Raw genomic sequence first — 16,277 nt, 5'->3', positions numbered from 1 at the left:
ATTATAGTCGGGGCCATAATTACTTAAGCCCCGGCTTCATCACCACCATACAGTGCTTTAATTTGTGATTCGTACTTTTTATCTAAAACTTTTCTTTTGACCTTGAGAGATGGAGTCAACTCCCCGTTCTCAACGGTAAAGTCATTTGGTAATATCGCAAAGTTCTTAATCGTCTCATAGCTTGCAAGCTGTGAATTCGCTTGCGCAACTGCATTTCTAATTAAATCTTTTACTCTAGGGTGCTTAGAAAGCTCACTGATATCTTTGTAATCAATTTGGTTATCTTGGGCAAAAGACTTCATTGTGTCTGCATTCAAAGTGATCAGAGATACGATGTACTTCTTTTGATCTCCGTGAATTAGAACATTTGAGATATTTCTGTCCAACTTTAGCAAGTTCTCTATTTTTTGCGGAGCCACATATTTGCCCCCTGCTGTTTTGATAAGGTCTTTCTTACGATCTGTGATTTTTAAAAAACCTTCTGAATCCAATTCTCCAATGTCACCAGTTTTAAAATAACCATCATTATCGAAAACTTCTTTCGTAGCTACTTCGTTGTTGTAGTAAGAGTGCATTACTTTTTTGCTCTTCACACAAACTTCTCCATCGGATGCGATCTTCACTTGAACTTCGCCGATGGGTTTTCCCACACTTCCAAATCTATATTCATAAGGTGTATTTAAAAATACCGCCGCCGTTGTCTCTGTAAGACCATAACCTTCAAGGATCAATAAGTTTGAAGCGTGGAAGAATTTAGAAATTTCTGAACTGAGAGGAGCTCCGCCGGAAACAGCAAATCTCAATCTTCCGCCCAATTTCTTCATCAATTTATCAAAAACCAATCTCTTGGCCGCTTGATACTCAAGCACAAGAGACAAAGGTGGAATCTTTTTGTTGATGCGATTTTCACTCATTTTGTAGCCTACTTGCAAAGCCCATTTAAATATTTTGCTTTTGAGAGGACTTGATTCGGCTTGAGTTTGCATTGAAGTATAAATTTTTTCAAAAATTCTAGGGACCGCAAGTAAGAATGTCGGTTTTGCATGGATAAGATTATCACGCACCTTCTCCACGCTCTCTGCATAAGCCATGGTGAAACCCATATAAGCATGAGCCCAATGTTCTACCCTTCCAAAAATATGCGCAAAAGGTAAGAACGTAAGGGATTTATCAGTCGTATTGATATCGATCACTTTGAACACTTCAGAGATTTCGCTCATTACTTGTTCGTGATGAAGGCATACACCTTTTGGAAAACCCGTAGTTCCTGAAGTATAAACAATTGTCGCAAGATCATTTAGGTCTGTATTAAGGCAAGCCTGTTGAAAAAAATTAGGTTGCTCTTTTTTATATTTTGCACCATCGACCATGACGTCATCCCAGTGCTTTACGTCTTTGTTTGAGAACGTCATGCCTACCATGTTTTTGATGGTCGATACTTGGCTCTTGATCTTTTCAAATCTCTTGTAGAGCTCTTCAGATTCAAAGATCACAGTTTCAGCGCCACAGTCTTTTAGGATGAATGCGATTTCATCTGCGATGCTACTTTGATAAATCGGAACCACTACGCCGCCCAATCCAAGAACAGCCAGATCCGCCAAAGCCCACTCCAAACGTGTATTGGAGATGATAACGATCTTTTGTTTAGGAACTACACCTAAAACTCTAAGGCCGCCCGCAAGTTTTTCGATTTGATCATAGTATTGAGACCAAGAAACGGTTTGCCATTTTCTTTTTTTAATAAATTCAACGGCAACGTTTTTACGATTTTTAATATTTAATAAATGATGACAGATTGTATTACTCATGGAGAGGATTTTCCCTCACATTTGCGTGAGGGTCAAACTGTTAAGACAAAACCATTTTCGGAATTAAAAACTATGGATTATATCCACCCCAGCAGTATGGGTCTTCCGGATAATAATCACAGTATGGATCGCCACCTTGATATCCGCCGCCACCGTAATTGCATTCCGGAGCTGATGGATACATTTGACAATTTGTTCCACTACCATTTCCATTTCCGTATGCCTGTTGTTGAAGCTGTTGGTAGGTGTATTGATCAACACAAATTACGCCGTTATTTGGTTGGTTTCCATAGTTGCCGTTATTATTGTAATTACCGCCGTAGTTTCCGCCATAATTGCCACCATAGTTACCATTGTAGTTTCCAGAACCTTGGTAATATTGAAGCATTCTTTGATCCGTAACCGCCATGTATCCTGCAGGATAACCTTCACAGCTATTAGCTTGGTCCTTTTTCTTACTGCACGCTACAAAAGACAGCGTTCCAAGAAGCAGAACTAAAATTAACATCAACTTTTTCATATCCAGGTTCTCCTTTAGAGAATCAAAAATTTATTCAGTATGTTTATTTAATATGTTTATTAATATCTTATGCAAACGCCCATGGAGCCGTAGGCAGGTTGACATCTATAAGATGGCGGACAAATTTGAATTCTTCCGGCATATCTCATGTCACAAGTTCCTAAGTACACTTGTTGATTCATTTGGAAGTAATAAGGATTTCCACCGTTGATGACATTTTGTGGAATGCAATTTGGTCTATACTGCTGACCATATTGTTGTCCATACTGCCCGTATTGTTGATACCCTTGATATGGATAACCTTGATAACCACCATTCGCACATTGATCGCTCGGTGTCGAACCGTACTGACCGTATTGTCCATTGGCTGGTTGAGCGTTGTTGCCCTTGTCCTTTGAACAAGCGACTAAGGCAGCAGCAATCATAATCATAGATAAGCTTAAGAACAGCTTTTTCATAAATTCCTCCGAATTGTAATTAATACATACAAGGCCCATGCCAATCCATATTATTGAAATCATTGATGTTTTTAAATCGATCCATGTCTAAATCCTTGAAAAAAGGCCCTTTTTCGTCCCCCAATGAACCGCTCGACTTGGCTATATGTGCATGATACTGATTTAAGAATGGCATCAAAGAAAAAAGTCTTAATTGTTTATCGTCCGCACAAGGCAGAACCGTGGAAGGCAGCTAAAGAATTGGCGGCTTGGTTAAAAGATAAAAAAGCTGAAGTCTTCACTCATAATGATCAAAAATTAATTCCTGGAACAAAATCAGTTAACAAAGTGAATTTAAGTAAAATGCATTTTGTGGTAGTCCTCGGCGGAGACGGAACTTACCTCAGAGCTGTTAGACTCCTCGAGAAAACTCAGCTCCCAATCATCGGAGTAAACTTAGGATCTCTCGGCTTTCTTACTGAAGTGACCGTGGAAGAAATGTACCAAGTTGTACAGAAAGCCCTTCAAGGAAAAATCGATTTAAAACCTAGAACAATGCTAGATATCGCGGTTAAGAAAAATAAAAGAACAATTCATTTAACAGCTCTCAACGATATCGTAATTGAAAGAGGCCCTTTCAGCCGTTTGATTTCGCTGGCGGTTTACTCTGACGATTCACTCATCACAGAATTAAAAGCCGATGGTCTAATCATCAGCACCCCAACAGGATCGACAGCCTACAATCTCGCTGCAGGTGGGCCCATCCTGCATCCGCACGTGAAAGCCATCGTGATCACTCCAATCTGTCCTCACAGTTTGAATGACAGACCCATAACCGTCCCTGATGATCACACCCTTAGTTTAAAAATTACAGCCATTGAATCCAAAGCTCTTTTCAGTGTGGATGGTCAAAAGATCGAAGGCATCGACATGAACGATAGAATTGTAATCAACAAGGCAAAAACAACTCACTTGAAGTTGAATATCGCAAACAATAATTACTTTGATGTTTTAAGAAAAAAACTTAACTACGGCCAAAGAGATTAGGGCCAATTACTTTTAGTCGGGGGACTAATGCTATTAGAACTTAAGGTTCATAATTTTGCTATCATCGAAAATATTTCTCTCGATTTCAACTCCGGTTTAAACATCATGAGTGGCGAAACGGGCGCAGGTAAATCTGTTCTCTTAAAAAGTTTAACATTGCTCATGGGTGAGAAAGCGGACACCGATTCTGTAAGATCAGGCTGCGAGAGCGCTACAGTTGAAGGCTCTTTTGATATTTCAAGTCGATTTGACATCCAAGATCACCTTAAAAATCTTGGGATTGATTTTGAAGAAGATCTCCTCGTAGTCAGAAGAATGATTTCTGCTCAAGGAAAAAGTCGCGTTTACATCAACGGGAGCTTATCTACTCTTAACACTCTACAAAACATTGTCGCTCCGCTAATTGAACTCACCGGACACAAGACTCCTCTTATCGAGCTCACCTCTCAACACGAGAACAAAAATTTAATGGCAAAAACCTATCATCTAGATCTTTTAGACCATTATGTAGGAGCCATTGAGCTCAGAGTGAACTTCAATAAAGGTTTTCAAAAACTTTCTTCACTGGACGCACAAATCTCAGAGATCGAAGAAAAATCTAAGACCCAAGCGCAAAGAATTGATTTCTTAAAATACCAAAAAGAAGAAATCGAAGCCTTGAATCTAAAGCCGGGGCAAGATGCTGATCTTGAAGGAGAATATTTTAGAATTAAAAACTCTAGCAAGATCTCAAGTTTTCTTGAGGATTCAGAGTCCACCCTCTTTGGTGATGATGATTCTGTTTTAGTTCGCATTCACAAAATCATACAGAGATCTACAGAGTTTTCTACAATTGATCCTGAATTCAAAAAAATCTTTGAACCTTTAACCTCTGCAAAATCAATCTTGGAAGATCTCGTTTACGAATTGAGATCTTACGGCAAAGAGTTAAACGCTGAACCTGGATCTCTTGATCAAATCGAAACTAAAATGAATCAATTAAGACAGCTTCAAAAGAAATATGGAAACTCTTTAGATGAAATTTTAGAGGCCCACACAGAAATTTCAGATGAATTGAATATCATTGAAAATTCTGATGCTCTTATTGCCGAGTTGAAAAAAGAAAAAACCGCAATGCACAAAGCTTTGACCTCTCAAGCCAAAGAGCTTCACAAAAGAAGACTCTCTGGGGCCGAACTTTTATCCAAGAACGTGAATGATGAATTGAAAGATCTCAATATGAAAGGCGTCAGCCTTATCATTCAAGTGACAGACACCGAACTCAATTCCAATGGCGCTTCTGATGTAGAATTTATGATTCAAAATTCTTCAAAAGAACCGGCAAGAAGTCTTGCCAAGTTTGCTTCTGGCGGAGAATTGAGTCGTATTTTACTATCACTCAAGAAAGTGGTGGGTTTTAATGAACTTCCTAGAACATATCTCTTTGACGAAGTGGACACTGGTGTTAGTGGTGTTACGGCAGAAAAAGTAGGTAAAAAATTGAAAAGTATTTCTAAAGGCCAACAAGTGATTTGCGTAACGCATTTGGCACAAGTTGCTGCGTATGGAGATACTCATTTCTTAATCGAAAAAAATATTTCTAAGAAGAATGGAACTCAAATGCAAGTTCTAGCTCTTAAGAAAGACGAGAGAGAAAAGGAAATTGCAAGACTCATCTCTGGAGAGAAAATCACAAAGACCAGCCTTGACCATGCGAGAGAGCTTTTAAGAAATATTTAGGAGACATTCCGTGATGAAAGCTTATTTCGTCTCAGACATTCACATCAAGCACGAGGACAAAACAAAAGGCTTAAAGCTTATGGAACTTCTTAAAGCCCTCCCTCAGGACACCACTCACTTAATTTTGTTGGGCGATATCTTTGATCTGTGGATTGGCTCTCATGATTACTTTGTTAAAAAATTCAATAAAATCATAACAGAATTAAAATCTCTGAGTGATCGAGGAATTGAAATTCATTATTTCGAAGGAAATCACGACATCCACCTTAAAAAATTCTGGCAAGACGAATTGGGAATCCATGTTCATACTGATGAATATTATTTCAACCTCGATGGCTTAGTGGTTCGCGCAGAACACGGAGACCTTATGAACAAAGAGGATAAAGGTTATTTGTTTTTAAGAAAAGCTTTGAGAACTTTCCCAATGAATTTTTTGACAACCCAACTTCCTGGAAGATTGGTGGAAGCTATCGGTGATAGATCTAGCCGTGTGAGTCGATTCTATACGGACCGCCAAGACCAAGCCTACAAAGAAAAAGTAAAAACTCTTACACAAAATTACGCTCAAGAAGTTTATAAAGAAAAACCTTTTGACCTGATTATCACAGGGCACACTCACGTGGATGATGATTTTAGCTTTGAAGTTAAAGGCCGGAAGGCTCGTTCTATCAATCTAGGATCATGGCTTGACCATCCCAAAGCTCTTATAGTCTCCAAAGAAGAGCAGAAGTTCATCGAGCTCTAGCAATCCTATCATTTGGGTTTCATTTAGGGCGTTATTGCAAATCCACTTTGTTTTTTACCCCAACTTGAGTGATAAAAACAAGTATCAGCCATAAAGGCTGTACCTAAGGATCAGATGAAATTGAGTGATCTCCCTCTAAAACATTTAGCAGAAATTGTAACGATCGAAGGCGATAGTGAAAAGCTCCAAAGGCTTACAGAATTGGGCTTGAGATCGGGAAAACAAATTCAGGTTTTACAAAAAACACCATTCAATGGGCCGATCGTTATCCAAGTTGAACAATCCTTAATTGCGTTGAGATCTGAGGAAGCTGTATGCATAACACTGAAACTCCACTTGTAGGAATTATCGGGGCGCCGAATTCTGGAAAAACCACTCTCTTCAATTGGCTTACGGGTTCAAAATACCGTGCCGTGAATTATCCTGGCTCTACCGTAGATTATTATTTAGGTTCTACCCTTAAAATTTACGGTAGTGACATTGGTCTTATGGATACACCTGGGACTTACAGCTTATTTCCACAGAGCCCCGACGAAGAAGTGACATGGAAAGCTCTTTTTGAACCAAAGAATGATCATCAAGTTAAAAAATTAATCGTTGTTGTTGATAGCACACAGATGAGTCGCCATCTTTATTTAGTAAAGCAAGCGATTGATTCTGGATTTCAAGTTGTCGTTGCCCTTACGATGAGTGATTTGATTCGCAAAGAAAAAATGCAATTGAGCGCCGAGAGACTCAGCAAAGCTCTTAAGTGTCCGGTAATTGAAATCGATGGAACTTTAGGTGGCGGAGTAAAAGAACTCGTACAAGCCCTTGCAGCACTTCCCGCTTCCACTCAAAATCCAAAAGCCTTAGTTCAATGGGATCAAAATAAAATTGTTCACGTGATGAAGGATGTTGAGTTCCTCACTAAAGAAGCCTTTATTAAAAATAAAACTAAACTCGATGTCTACACGAGAGCAAATAAGATCGATCGCGTACTGCTTCATCCTGTTTTTGGTTATTTAATCTTTGCAGCTATTATGACTGCCATTTTCTCCTCAATTTTCTGGATCGCGGCTCCTTTTATGGATTACGTGGATGGCGGATTCTCTTTCCTTGGAGAAGCAGTAGTTACGACGTTTGGTGAAAATTTATTCTCAGATTTAATTTCCAATGGAATCATCGCATCGTTTGCAGCAGTATTCGTCTTCGTCCCACAGATTTTTATTCTTTTCCTAGGAGTTGGATTCTTAGAGGACTCTGGTTATCTTGCGAGAGCTTCTACCCTTATCGATAAACCCTTTTCGAAAATGGGAATGAACGGAAGATCCTTTGTTCCAATCTTGAGTGGTTTTGCTTGTGCAGTTCCTGCGATGATGGCATCACGCACATTGGGATCTAAGAGAGAACGCTACATCACGATGTTTATAATTCCGCTTATGACTTGCTCGGCAAGGCTTCCGGTATTTGCATTGCTTCTTACATTTTTATTCTGGAATGAAGCCGCTTGGAAAGCAGGACTTGCATTAACAGGATTGTATTTCGGCGCTCTCGTGGTTGGAGCAATATCGGCGGCAATATTAAATAAAATTCTTTCGAAGAATGAAAAATCCATCTTTATGATGGAGCTTCCGATCTACCGCACTCCCCATGTAAGAGTTTTACTTAAGAATGCATTTGATAGAACATTTGCTTACGCGAGACGTGCAGGGCCAATCATTTTCGTTCTTGCGCTTATTATATGGACCGCTTCTACGTTTCCAGACTACAAAAATCCAGATCAACATCAAAAACTTGAAGCAAGCTACGCGGGCCAAATGGGAAAAGTCATAGAACCGGTATTTGAACCCATGGGCGTTGATTGGAGAGCTGGAGTTGGTCTTATTTCCGCGTTTGCTGCTCGCGAAGTGTTTGTTTCATCTTTAGCTGTAATGTTTAACGTGGCTGAAACTGATGACGAAGACACCATGCAGACATCTCTGATGGAACAGATGAAAACTGCTACGAACTCCGAAGGCGCACTGATCTTTACGCCCGCAACGGTATTGGGATTGATTGTTTTCTTTATGATTGCTCTTCAATGTATCTCGACAGTGGGTATTGCCGCTAAGGAAATGAATTCTTATGGCTTTGCCATCATGCAACTCGTAGTCTTCAACGTGGTTGCTTATGCCTTGGCCGTAGGTTTGGTTCAAGGTTTAAGAGCCATAGGAATCAATTAATTATTTTTTAATTTTTTCTATTTTTACTTTATTGAATTGTTCTTCTGTGAGATTCACTTCAATTTTCTGATTGGCTTTGATGTTTTCAGTAGGAACAAATTCTCTCGGAATAGAAATCGAATTTTCTTCGGTAATGACGATGACGTTCTTTTCGTCAAAAGATTTCACCTTACCTTCTATCGTTGTTGGACCAACGATCAAACCAAAAGCGTTTAGAGAGATTAATAAAATTGAGACTATAAAAAATTGTTTCATTTTGTACCTTTTGGCGTGAACGTTGCCTTAACACCCGCAAGCTCTGGGTGACGTTCTTTTACAAATTTATTGTAACAGGCAATTGTGTCTGGATGTTTATCTTGCGCGCAGTTTTTCCCGCTGGATGCATATTGATACTTACAAAAAATATTTTTATAAATACCTGACTTGCAACTTGCCCTGCCAAATAGATATGTATCCTGGCCACACTTATATTGCTCACCACCGCCCCATCCCCAGAAGCATGAACCATCGTATTCCTTATTTTGATAATATTTTGCCTCTAATGTCGGAGCGATATATTTTTGAAAACATTTTTGAGTTTCTAAAGAATTGAAATTGTTCGCACACTCTTCCAAAGAGTCTGAAAATTTAGAATGACAAAAGGCATTTTTTTTTAATTTCTGCCCACATGTTTGAATGCCATAAATATAAGTTTCCCCGTCCCCACATTTACTAAGCTGTGACGGAGTGTTCATTATAATTAAGCTACTCCATCTGCATTTTTCTGTCGTGTTCTTCGCAGATAAAATTATGGGAAATAAAAGAAGGCCAATAAGGAAAAGGTAGATATGCTTCATACCTTTATTTTAGCTTTTGGCCGGTCATTTTACTACTGGACTATGATCCAAATACTGCGATCCAAATACGCACCAAAAGAAAAGGGATCATTTCTGATCCCTTTTTTGTTTATCTTCAATATAAGATAAAGTGAGATAAAATTTTAATTATTGAATGCCGTTAGCTACGAAAGTTGCTCTGCAACCATTAGTTACAGTGATGTATCTATCATTAACAAAATATGAATGTCCTTCGATACATGCTGACTTTGAGTGTTGTTGCTCAAGATAAACTTGGCGAACTCTTCTCAATGGAATTCTACACTGAGCTGTATTGTGATTTTGGCTTTCACATCTGATTCTTACAGAAACAGTATTTTCAATAACTTGGTCTCCTGGCTGTGGATAGTTTGTTATGCCTCTAGCTACAAATATAGCTCGGCAACCATTAGACACAGTCACTCTATCACCCATGAGTCTGTATGAATGCCCCTCAATACAAGCAGACTTCGAAATTTGTCTAGACATGTAGAGTTGGTGAGTTCTCTCTAAACCTGTATGGCATTCTGCATAGTTATTGTTGATTGAAGCGCATTGGAATTCTCTTTGAACTTCAACAAATTGCGCGTGTGCATTGAAACCCAAGAACATTGTTAATAAAACCAGTAATTTCATATTTTCTCCCCCTGTGAAGAAATTGTTTGTATTCGCGTAACATTAAAGCAAAGCCTATGCCACACAAGTGGTGACATTTTGCTCGCTCAAAATTTAAGCACAAAATAATTTTTTATTTATATTCTGTATTGACTCAAATTTTGTTTGTTTATCTAATCGAGTGCCTAAGAGGGGGTCAAATGAAATTTCTATTTAAAATTATGTTACCTGTGTGTCTGGCGGTGCTTCTCGCAAATCCAGCTTACTCAGTGGAATTGCAATTCAACGATAAAGTTCAACCTGAACTCAGACGCGCATTTTCTATTCAATCAAACCAAGATGTTTTGGTTTTCTTAAAAGATGGTGCCAATTTGTCTTCGGTAAATACAAATATCTCTAGAGACAATCGTGTAAAGCTTGTTTACGATCTGCTTAGAGAAAAAGCTATTGTGAGTCAAAAATCATTGGTTACATTCCTTGAAACCAATAAGACAAAATATCGTCCGTTCTACATTACAAATATGATTCTGGTGAAGAATGCATCTCCTAAATTAGTTGCTGCGCTTTCACAAAGAAGTGATGTTAGAAAAATCTTAACAAATCCAAGCATCACCAACCAAATTAAACCTGATCTTTCTACTGCTTCTAGAGATAGAGCTGCAGAATCCAATGTTGTTTACACTGGAGCAAAAAAGGTTTGGGAAGAATTGGGAGTTCGCGGGAAAAATATCATCGTCGCCGGTCAAGACACTGGTGTTGAATGGGATCACCCTGCTCTAAAAAAATCTTACAAAGGTTATTCAAGCGAAAAGACATCTCACGCCTACAACTGGCATGATGCTGTTCACAATTCTGCATCTAATCCTTGCGGATCCGATCTTGAAGCCCCATGTGATGATAATGAACATGGAACCCACACCATCGGGACTGTCGTGGGCAGTGACGGTGCTGACAACGAAATCGGTGTGGCCCCAGATGCAAAGTGGATTGCATGTAGAAACATGAACTCAGGATTAGGAACTCCTGCGACGTATATCGAATGTTTTGAATTTTTCTTAGCTCCATATGCTCATGGTAAAAATCCACTAAAAGATGGAGATCCTACACAGGCTCCTCATGTGATCAATAATTCTTGGTCATGCCCTGAAGCCGAAGGTTGCCAAGGCGAGGAATTCTTACCAGTTCTTCAAGCTTTAGAAAAAGCTGGAATCATGGTTGTAGTTTCCGCTGGAAACTCTGGTCCAAGCTGCAGCACTCTTGCAGATCCTCCCGCACATCATTCAAACGATGTTCTATCAGTAGCAGCTCTCAATCATAAAACAGAAAAGATTGCGGGATTCTCAAGCCGTGGTCCTTCTGCTTTTGACGGTGGAGTAGGTCCTCACGTATCAGCTCCAGGCGTAAATATTCGCTCTGCAGTTCCAGGAAAAAAATACGCTCAAGCAGGTTGGAGCGGCACAAGTATGGCGGGTCCTCACGTAGTTGGACAAGTTGCTCTTATGTGGTCTGCAAATCCAAAGTTGATTGGAAATATTCAAAAAACAAAAGAAATCATTGAAGCAACAGCAAAAAAGAAAGACGCTGAAACTTCTTGCGGTGAAAACGTAACAAGTCGTCCAAATAATACTTACGGTTATGGAATCATCGATATCTATGCTTCTGTTAAAAAAGCCATGGAACTTCGCTAAAAATATTTTTTCCTAAATATTTTTCTAAATATAATATCCGATAACTGTATTTTAATACGCTTATCGGATATTTTCTGCTTCCTATACTTCTATAAGAGTTAAAAAACCAGCACACTAAATGCAATAAGAGGACCTTGCTTCTAGCAAGATCCTCTTATTTTCGAAGCCACCTGTCCGGATTACGGAAGGAGCACCGAATGAATAAACACGACTGTTTATACTATCGGAAGATTTTAGAGCTTATTAAGTTAGTGTTGATAATTATTTTTCTTCTAAAAAAAATTATCTTCTAGGTTATTTAGATTTGAGATTGTTGCTACAACGTGTTCATAGGACCAAGGTAGGGACTTAAAATCCCCGGAATGCTTGCTTCATGGAAATAATGATCTTGTTTAGAAGCGCAATTTAAGGGAGAGTATAGCCGTGAATTTAAACTTCGAAACGACACTTAAAGAATCTTTTAATTTAGACCAATTTAGAATCGGTCAAAAAGAAATCATCTCTGCCATCGTGAATAAAAAAGATGTGTTGGCAGTTTTACCGACGGGCGGAGGAAAATCTCTTTGCTATCAATTGCCAGCTGTTCATTTACAAAAGTTAGTGATTGTGATTTCTCCTTTGATTGCATTAATGAAAGATCAAGTTTACTCCCTGAAACGCCAAGGAGTTCCATCCGGTTGTTTGTACTCCGGACAAACTGAAGCAGAAAAAAGAGAGGTTTTTTCTCAAATCAATAAAGGCGGAACATTTGTTTTGTACCTTTCTCCCGAAAGAGCACAAAAGGAAGGTTTTCAGAAATGGATTCTCACCAAAGACGTAGCGTTATTTGCCATAGATGAAGCCCATTGCGTTTCTCAATGGGGCCATGACTTTAGAGAAGAATATGGCCAGCTCAATATTCTTAAAACTTTAAAGCCTGAAATTCCAATTCTTGCGCTCACCGCTTCGGCAACACCAATTGTACTTACAGATATTGCAAAAAATCTTCAACTTAAGAAGCCCGAAAAAATGGTTCACGGATTTTATAGACCCAATCTTTATTATCAAGTGGAGCAATGCTTAAGTGACGAAGAAAAAACAGAAATTCTTCTCCAAGCCTTAAGACAAAACAAAGATGGTAGAATTTTAATCTACTGCGGAACTAGAAAAGTTACGGAAAGCCTCTCATCCTATCTCCAAGATATGTTTGAAGGTGTGGGTTATTATCATGCAGGTCTTCCTACTGTAGAGAGAACTCGAATTCAAGAAGCCTATGTGAATAAAGAACTACGAATCTTAGTGGCAACCAATGCCTTTGGCATGGGAATCGATCAACCAGATGTAAGATTAGTTGTACATTACCAAATGCCTGGAAATATTGATTCTCTTTATCAAGAAATGGGAAGAGCAGGACGAGATGAGAAGCATTCAACATGCCTTATGCTTTATTCTAAAAAAGATAAAGGTCTTCAGTCTTTCTTTATTCAATCCTCTGAGGCTCCAAGTAAAATTAAAGATTTAAGATACAGAAACTTAGATACATTGGTTGATTACTCTGAAGGCAGTGAATGTCGTCATGCCGAGATTTTGACTTACTATAAAGATTCTCAAAGAATCACCACTTGCGGTCATTGCGATTCGTGTGATCCCAAATCAGACAGAAAAATTCAAAGACCTGTATTTGAGATGCTAATTAAAACTAAAACTGTAAAATCAAAATTAAGAAAATCAACAAACACCAATGTCACCCTAGATCCAAATCAAGAAGCCCGCTTCCAAACTCTAAAAATCTGGAGAAAAGCAAAAGCATTGGAGCTGGATATTCCAGCTTTCGTAGTCTTCAGTGATAAATCATTAAGAGACATGGCTATTAAAGACCCAAGGAGTATGGAAGAACTTAAAAATGTTCATGGTATCGGTGATACAAAACTAGAGAAATTCGGCTGGGATATTCTTGCAGAATTAGGGCACAAATCGTCGTAAATAGAAATAATTTTTTCCGGATTTCCTGGCATTGGAATTGCTTTATATTGAATCAGATTTAACCAAATCTTATAAAAGCTTTAAACAATTGGCCTCGGCAGCCGGGAACGTTACTGTGTATAGAAGTTTATCAGTATTAATTTATACCTTTTTAACAGTTTCAATATTTGTTGTCTCTCCTGAGAGCTATGCACAATCTGTATGTTCTCGTTTATTTCAAGCTGAGGATCTGATGATCAGTGTAAAGACTATGCAGGAAATTTCTCAATTCAATCAGGTCGAAGCAAATACAGTAGCTGATCCTGTACATAGATCCTCCATTCGCCTACATAGAGACGCCAACAATCGACCAGTAAAAACTCAAAAAGTGATTTTGATTTTTCATGGACTTTTGAATTCACCAAAGTGGATGAAATCTCTTGAAGACTCAGGTTTTGTCGCTGGCAATAATGTTTTAAATATCCGCCTAGAAAATCACCAAGAACTGAATCGATACTCTTTAGATGAGGTGGTTTATTCGCAATGGTTATTTCAAGCAGACAGAGCGATGTCACTAGCCAAGGAACTAGGTTCAGAAGTGATTCTTGTAGGACATTCGACCGGTGGAGTTCTTGCATTGAGTTCTGCTTTTTCAAATCCAAACACGGTTCATAACGTATTTTTAATGTCCCCCGCAATAAAGTTAAGCACACCTTTGAATTTTGGATTACGCATGGCCAATGGAATAGGAATCACAGGTAAACATTTAGAATTTATTTTGAGGAGAAAATTTGCAAAATATCTTTCCGTTCCTGGTGGTATAGAAGTTATCGAGCTGGGGAATTGGTATCAAGAAGGAGCAAAAGATATTGATAATTTTGGCGTAAAAATTAAACCCGATCAAAAACAAAAAATTTCTATTGTCGATTCTGCATCAGACATAGTTGTTGATACAAAAGCAAACGAAGCATTCATAAACTTACTCAGACAATATCCTGATAATTTTGATACGAGCTACTTGAGCATTCCAAAATCGGAAAAAATAAAACACGATGATGTTCCTCAAAATAATAACTCAGCTCACGAGGAATATGTTTTAAAGACTTTTAATGATTTGATTGGTGAATAAAAAAAGGCTCCGTGAGGAGCCTTTTGACTTTTATGCAGAGTGACCCGGAAAGGGAAGCTGGTACTTTTTAGAATCCGTGGATTTCGTCGAACATTCTTTGTAACGCTTCCTGCTTGCTGCTTGCGCTATCAGTTATGTTTGCATCAATAAGTCTCTTTAAAAAGGTCGGATGCTTATAATTTGTTACCAATTCCCTAAGCTCATCATCCACGGGACATCCATTTTTATCAGCTAATTTAATTAATATTATTGTCTCATCTATTAGCTTATCTAATCTTTCAAGATCGTCACTCAACCCTAATAAGTACTCAATCTCATGTAGCTCTTTTAAGATCAATCTGTCTCGACCATGCTGACCAGCGACCTTTCGTTGCAATAATTTTTGGCCGATTTTGCTGTGGAAAATTATCGACTCCATTTCTTCTTGTTTGTTCTCTAGCTTGCCTTCGATCATAAAACACGGCTCGTCCAAGCAATAATATTCAATATTTGTTCTCATTATAAGAAAAGCAGGCGCTATATCCATGATGCCATTCATTTTCCTGCCGAGCCTTTTCATTTTGTTTAGTGTGGTTAACTCTTCCCAAACAGGCTGTTCTCGTCGGTTTTGAAGCCCCAATGGATCTATACCAATCAAAGGATTTGCCGCCACATAAGAGTAAGTACTGATGCCACCTTCTAATCCGATCGGATCCGATTGCACGTATCTTCCCGTTGCTGGATCGTAATCTCTGAAGTAATTGTACACCAATCCTGTAAAACCATCGTGGATCTGGCCAGGGAATCTCAAGTTAAACTCAAAGTGAGTTCCGTCCGCATCTGGATCCGTAATCGGTTGCACTTTACCAAACGCTTCGTTCTCGAGTGGATTCTTCCACACACTTAAATTTCTAACCGGATCTATCACTGTTCTTGGCGTACCCAAAGCATCAGCTTGCACGTAGTAAAGTTTTGCACTGGAAGTTGTGCCTGTCACTAGTCCTACTGGCATTCCCTCCAACCAAATCATCTGTTTGATCGGACTTCCAGACGAATTGTATTCCCCAAGTAAAGAACCTGAATCTCCGTACACGAAATATGTTTCTCCGCCTGCTGAAGGAGTTCTTTGCACTCTCTCTCCTGAAGCATTGTAAACATATTGCACAGAGCCTGTGCTTTTTGTCACAGAATGAAGTCTATTTGCACTATTGTAACTTAAACTTAAGATCGCAGGACCTGAAACCGTTGCACTAGTCTTTGTTAAGTTACCCGCTAAATCATAAGCACGATATTCTCCACCATCAAAAGTGAGCTTGTGGGAGCTTGTGTCGTAAGCATAATTCTTCGTTACATAGTTATAGCTTGATCCATTAGGAGTGGCTTCAATAACTGACGTTCTATTTCCCGTCGCATCGTAATTGTATTCCCAAAGTTTTATCTGACTTGAATTTTCTGCAGATTTTAAACGATTTAGTCCGTCGTACTTATAATCTCTGATTAAACCTGGCGCTTGAAGCTGGCTCAAATTTCCTGCACCGTTAAATGCGTAAGTATAATTGATACCACCAGAAGCCGTGTCTCTAATGATATG

At 38.8% G+C, this 16,277-nt stretch carries 15 protein-coding genes; 8 read left to right on the top strand and 7 right to left on the bottom strand.

The window, feature by feature from the left end:
• Window positions 1–23: 23 nt before the first annotated feature.
• From V4596_02420 to V4596_02410, 3 genes are all read right to left on the bottom strand, one after another.
• Window positions 24–1,808, bottom strand: coding sequence for an AMP-dependent synthetase/ligase (locus V4596_02420; GenBank protein ID MES2767974.1), 1,785 nt, complete (start codon window positions 1,806–1,808; stop codon window positions 24–26).
• Between the two features lie 70 nt (window positions 1,809–1,878).
• A complete protein-coding gene (locus tag V4596_02415; protein MES2767973.1) occupies window positions 1,879–2,328 on the bottom strand; it encodes a hypothetical protein in 450 nt (149 codons plus the stop codon).
• 59 nt (window positions 2,329–2,387) lie between these two features.
• Complete coding sequence (locus V4596_02410; GenBank protein ID MES2767972.1) at window positions 2,388–2,786, bottom strand: hypothetical protein; 399 nt, start codon at window positions 2,784–2,786, stop codon at window positions 2,388–2,390.
• A 168-nt stretch (window positions 2,787–2,954) separates the two neighbouring features.
• On the opposite strand from V4596_02410, the gene V4596_02405 reads away from it, so the two are divergent.
• The 5 genes from V4596_02405 (at window position 2,955) to V4596_02385 (ending at window position 8,480) form a co-directional block, all read left to right on the top strand.
• Complete coding sequence (locus tag V4596_02405) at window positions 2,955–3,812, top strand: NAD(+)/NADH kinase (GenBank protein ID MES2767971.1); 858 nt, start codon at window positions 2,955–2,957, stop codon at window positions 3,810–3,812.
• 27 nt (window positions 3,813–3,839) lie between these two features.
• Window positions 3,840–5,531: a DNA repair protein RecN gene (gene recN / locus V4596_02400; protein ID MES2767970.1), complete on the top strand. Its 1,692-nt coding sequence runs from the start codon at window positions 3,840–3,842 to the stop codon at window positions 5,529–5,531.
• Between the two features lie 13 nt (window positions 5,532–5,544).
• Complete coding sequence (locus V4596_02395) at window positions 5,545–6,276, top strand: UDP-2,3-diacylglucosamine diphosphatase (GenBank protein ID MES2767969.1); 732 nt, start codon at window positions 5,545–5,547, stop codon at window positions 6,274–6,276.
• Between the two features lie 114 nt (window positions 6,277–6,390).
• Window positions 6,391–6,618 (top strand): FeoA family protein, encoded by a 228-nt coding sequence (locus tag V4596_02390; GenBank protein ID MES2767968.1) that lies wholly within the window; start codon window positions 6,391–6,393, stop codon window positions 6,616–6,618.
• Complete coding sequence (locus V4596_02385) at window positions 6,591–8,480, top strand: ferrous iron transporter B (protein ID MES2767967.1); 1,890 nt, start codon at window positions 6,591–6,593, stop codon at window positions 8,478–8,480. Before V4596_02390 ends, V4596_02385 begins: the two co-directional genes overlap by 28 nt.
• Here V4596_02385 and V4596_02380 read toward each other — a convergent pair whose 3' ends face one another.
• The 3 genes from V4596_02380 to V4596_02370 form a co-directional block, all read right to left on the bottom strand.
• The gene (locus V4596_02380) at window positions 8,481–8,735 is read right to left on the bottom strand and encodes a hypothetical protein (protein ID MES2767966.1); all 255 of its coding nucleotides are present in this window, start codon (window positions 8,733–8,735) and stop codon (window positions 8,481–8,483) included. It abuts the gene before it with no gap.
• On the bottom strand, window positions 8,732–9,316 hold the full coding sequence (locus V4596_02375; protein ID MES2767965.1) for a hypothetical protein: 585 nt from the start codon (window positions 9,314–9,316) through the stop codon (window positions 8,732–8,734). Before V4596_02375 ends, V4596_02380 begins: the two co-directional genes overlap by 4 nt.
• 147 nt (window positions 9,317–9,463) lie before the next feature.
• Complete coding sequence (locus tag V4596_02370; GenBank protein MES2767964.1) at window positions 9,464–9,970, bottom strand: DUF3011 domain-containing protein; 507 nt, start codon at window positions 9,968–9,970, stop codon at window positions 9,464–9,466.
• 179 nt (window positions 9,971–10,149) lie between these two features.
• Between V4596_02370 and V4596_02365 the strand changes: the two genes are divergently transcribed.
• The 3 genes from V4596_02365 to V4596_02355 all read left to right on the top strand — a co-directional run bounded on the left by V4596_02365 (window position 10,150) and on the right by V4596_02355 (window position 14,707).
• The gene (locus V4596_02365) at window positions 10,150–11,637 is read left to right on the top strand and encodes a S8 family serine peptidase (protein ID MES2767963.1); all 1,488 of its coding nucleotides are present in this window, start codon (window positions 10,150–10,152) and stop codon (window positions 11,635–11,637) included.
• Between the two features lie 423 nt (window positions 11,638–12,060).
• Entirely contained in the window at window positions 12,061–13,599 is a 1,539-nt protein-coding gene (locus tag V4596_02360) for an ATP-dependent DNA helicase RecQ (GenBank protein ID MES2767962.1), read from the top strand.
• 31 nt (window positions 13,600–13,630) lie between these two features.
• Window positions 13,631–14,707: an alpha/beta hydrolase-fold protein gene (locus V4596_02355; protein MES2767961.1), complete on the top strand. Its 1,077-nt coding sequence runs from the start codon at window positions 13,631–13,633 to the stop codon at window positions 14,705–14,707.
• Window positions 14,708–14,774: 67 nt separating this feature from the next.
• Here the strand turns inward: V4596_02355 and V4596_02350 are convergent.
• Window positions 14,775–16,277: RHS repeat-associated core domain-containing protein (locus V4596_02350; protein MES2767960.1), on the bottom strand; the 1,503-nt coding region annotated here is incomplete at its 5' end.

The sequence above is a fragment of the Bdellovibrionota bacterium genome, from assembly GCA_040386775.1.
In the GTDB taxonomy this organism is placed as follows: Bacteria; Bdellovibrionota; Bdellovibrionia; order Bdellovibrionales; family JAEYZS01; genus JAEYZS01.
Note: the sequence above shows the minus strand (reverse complement) of the source record. Positions and strands in the feature narration are given on the sequence as shown.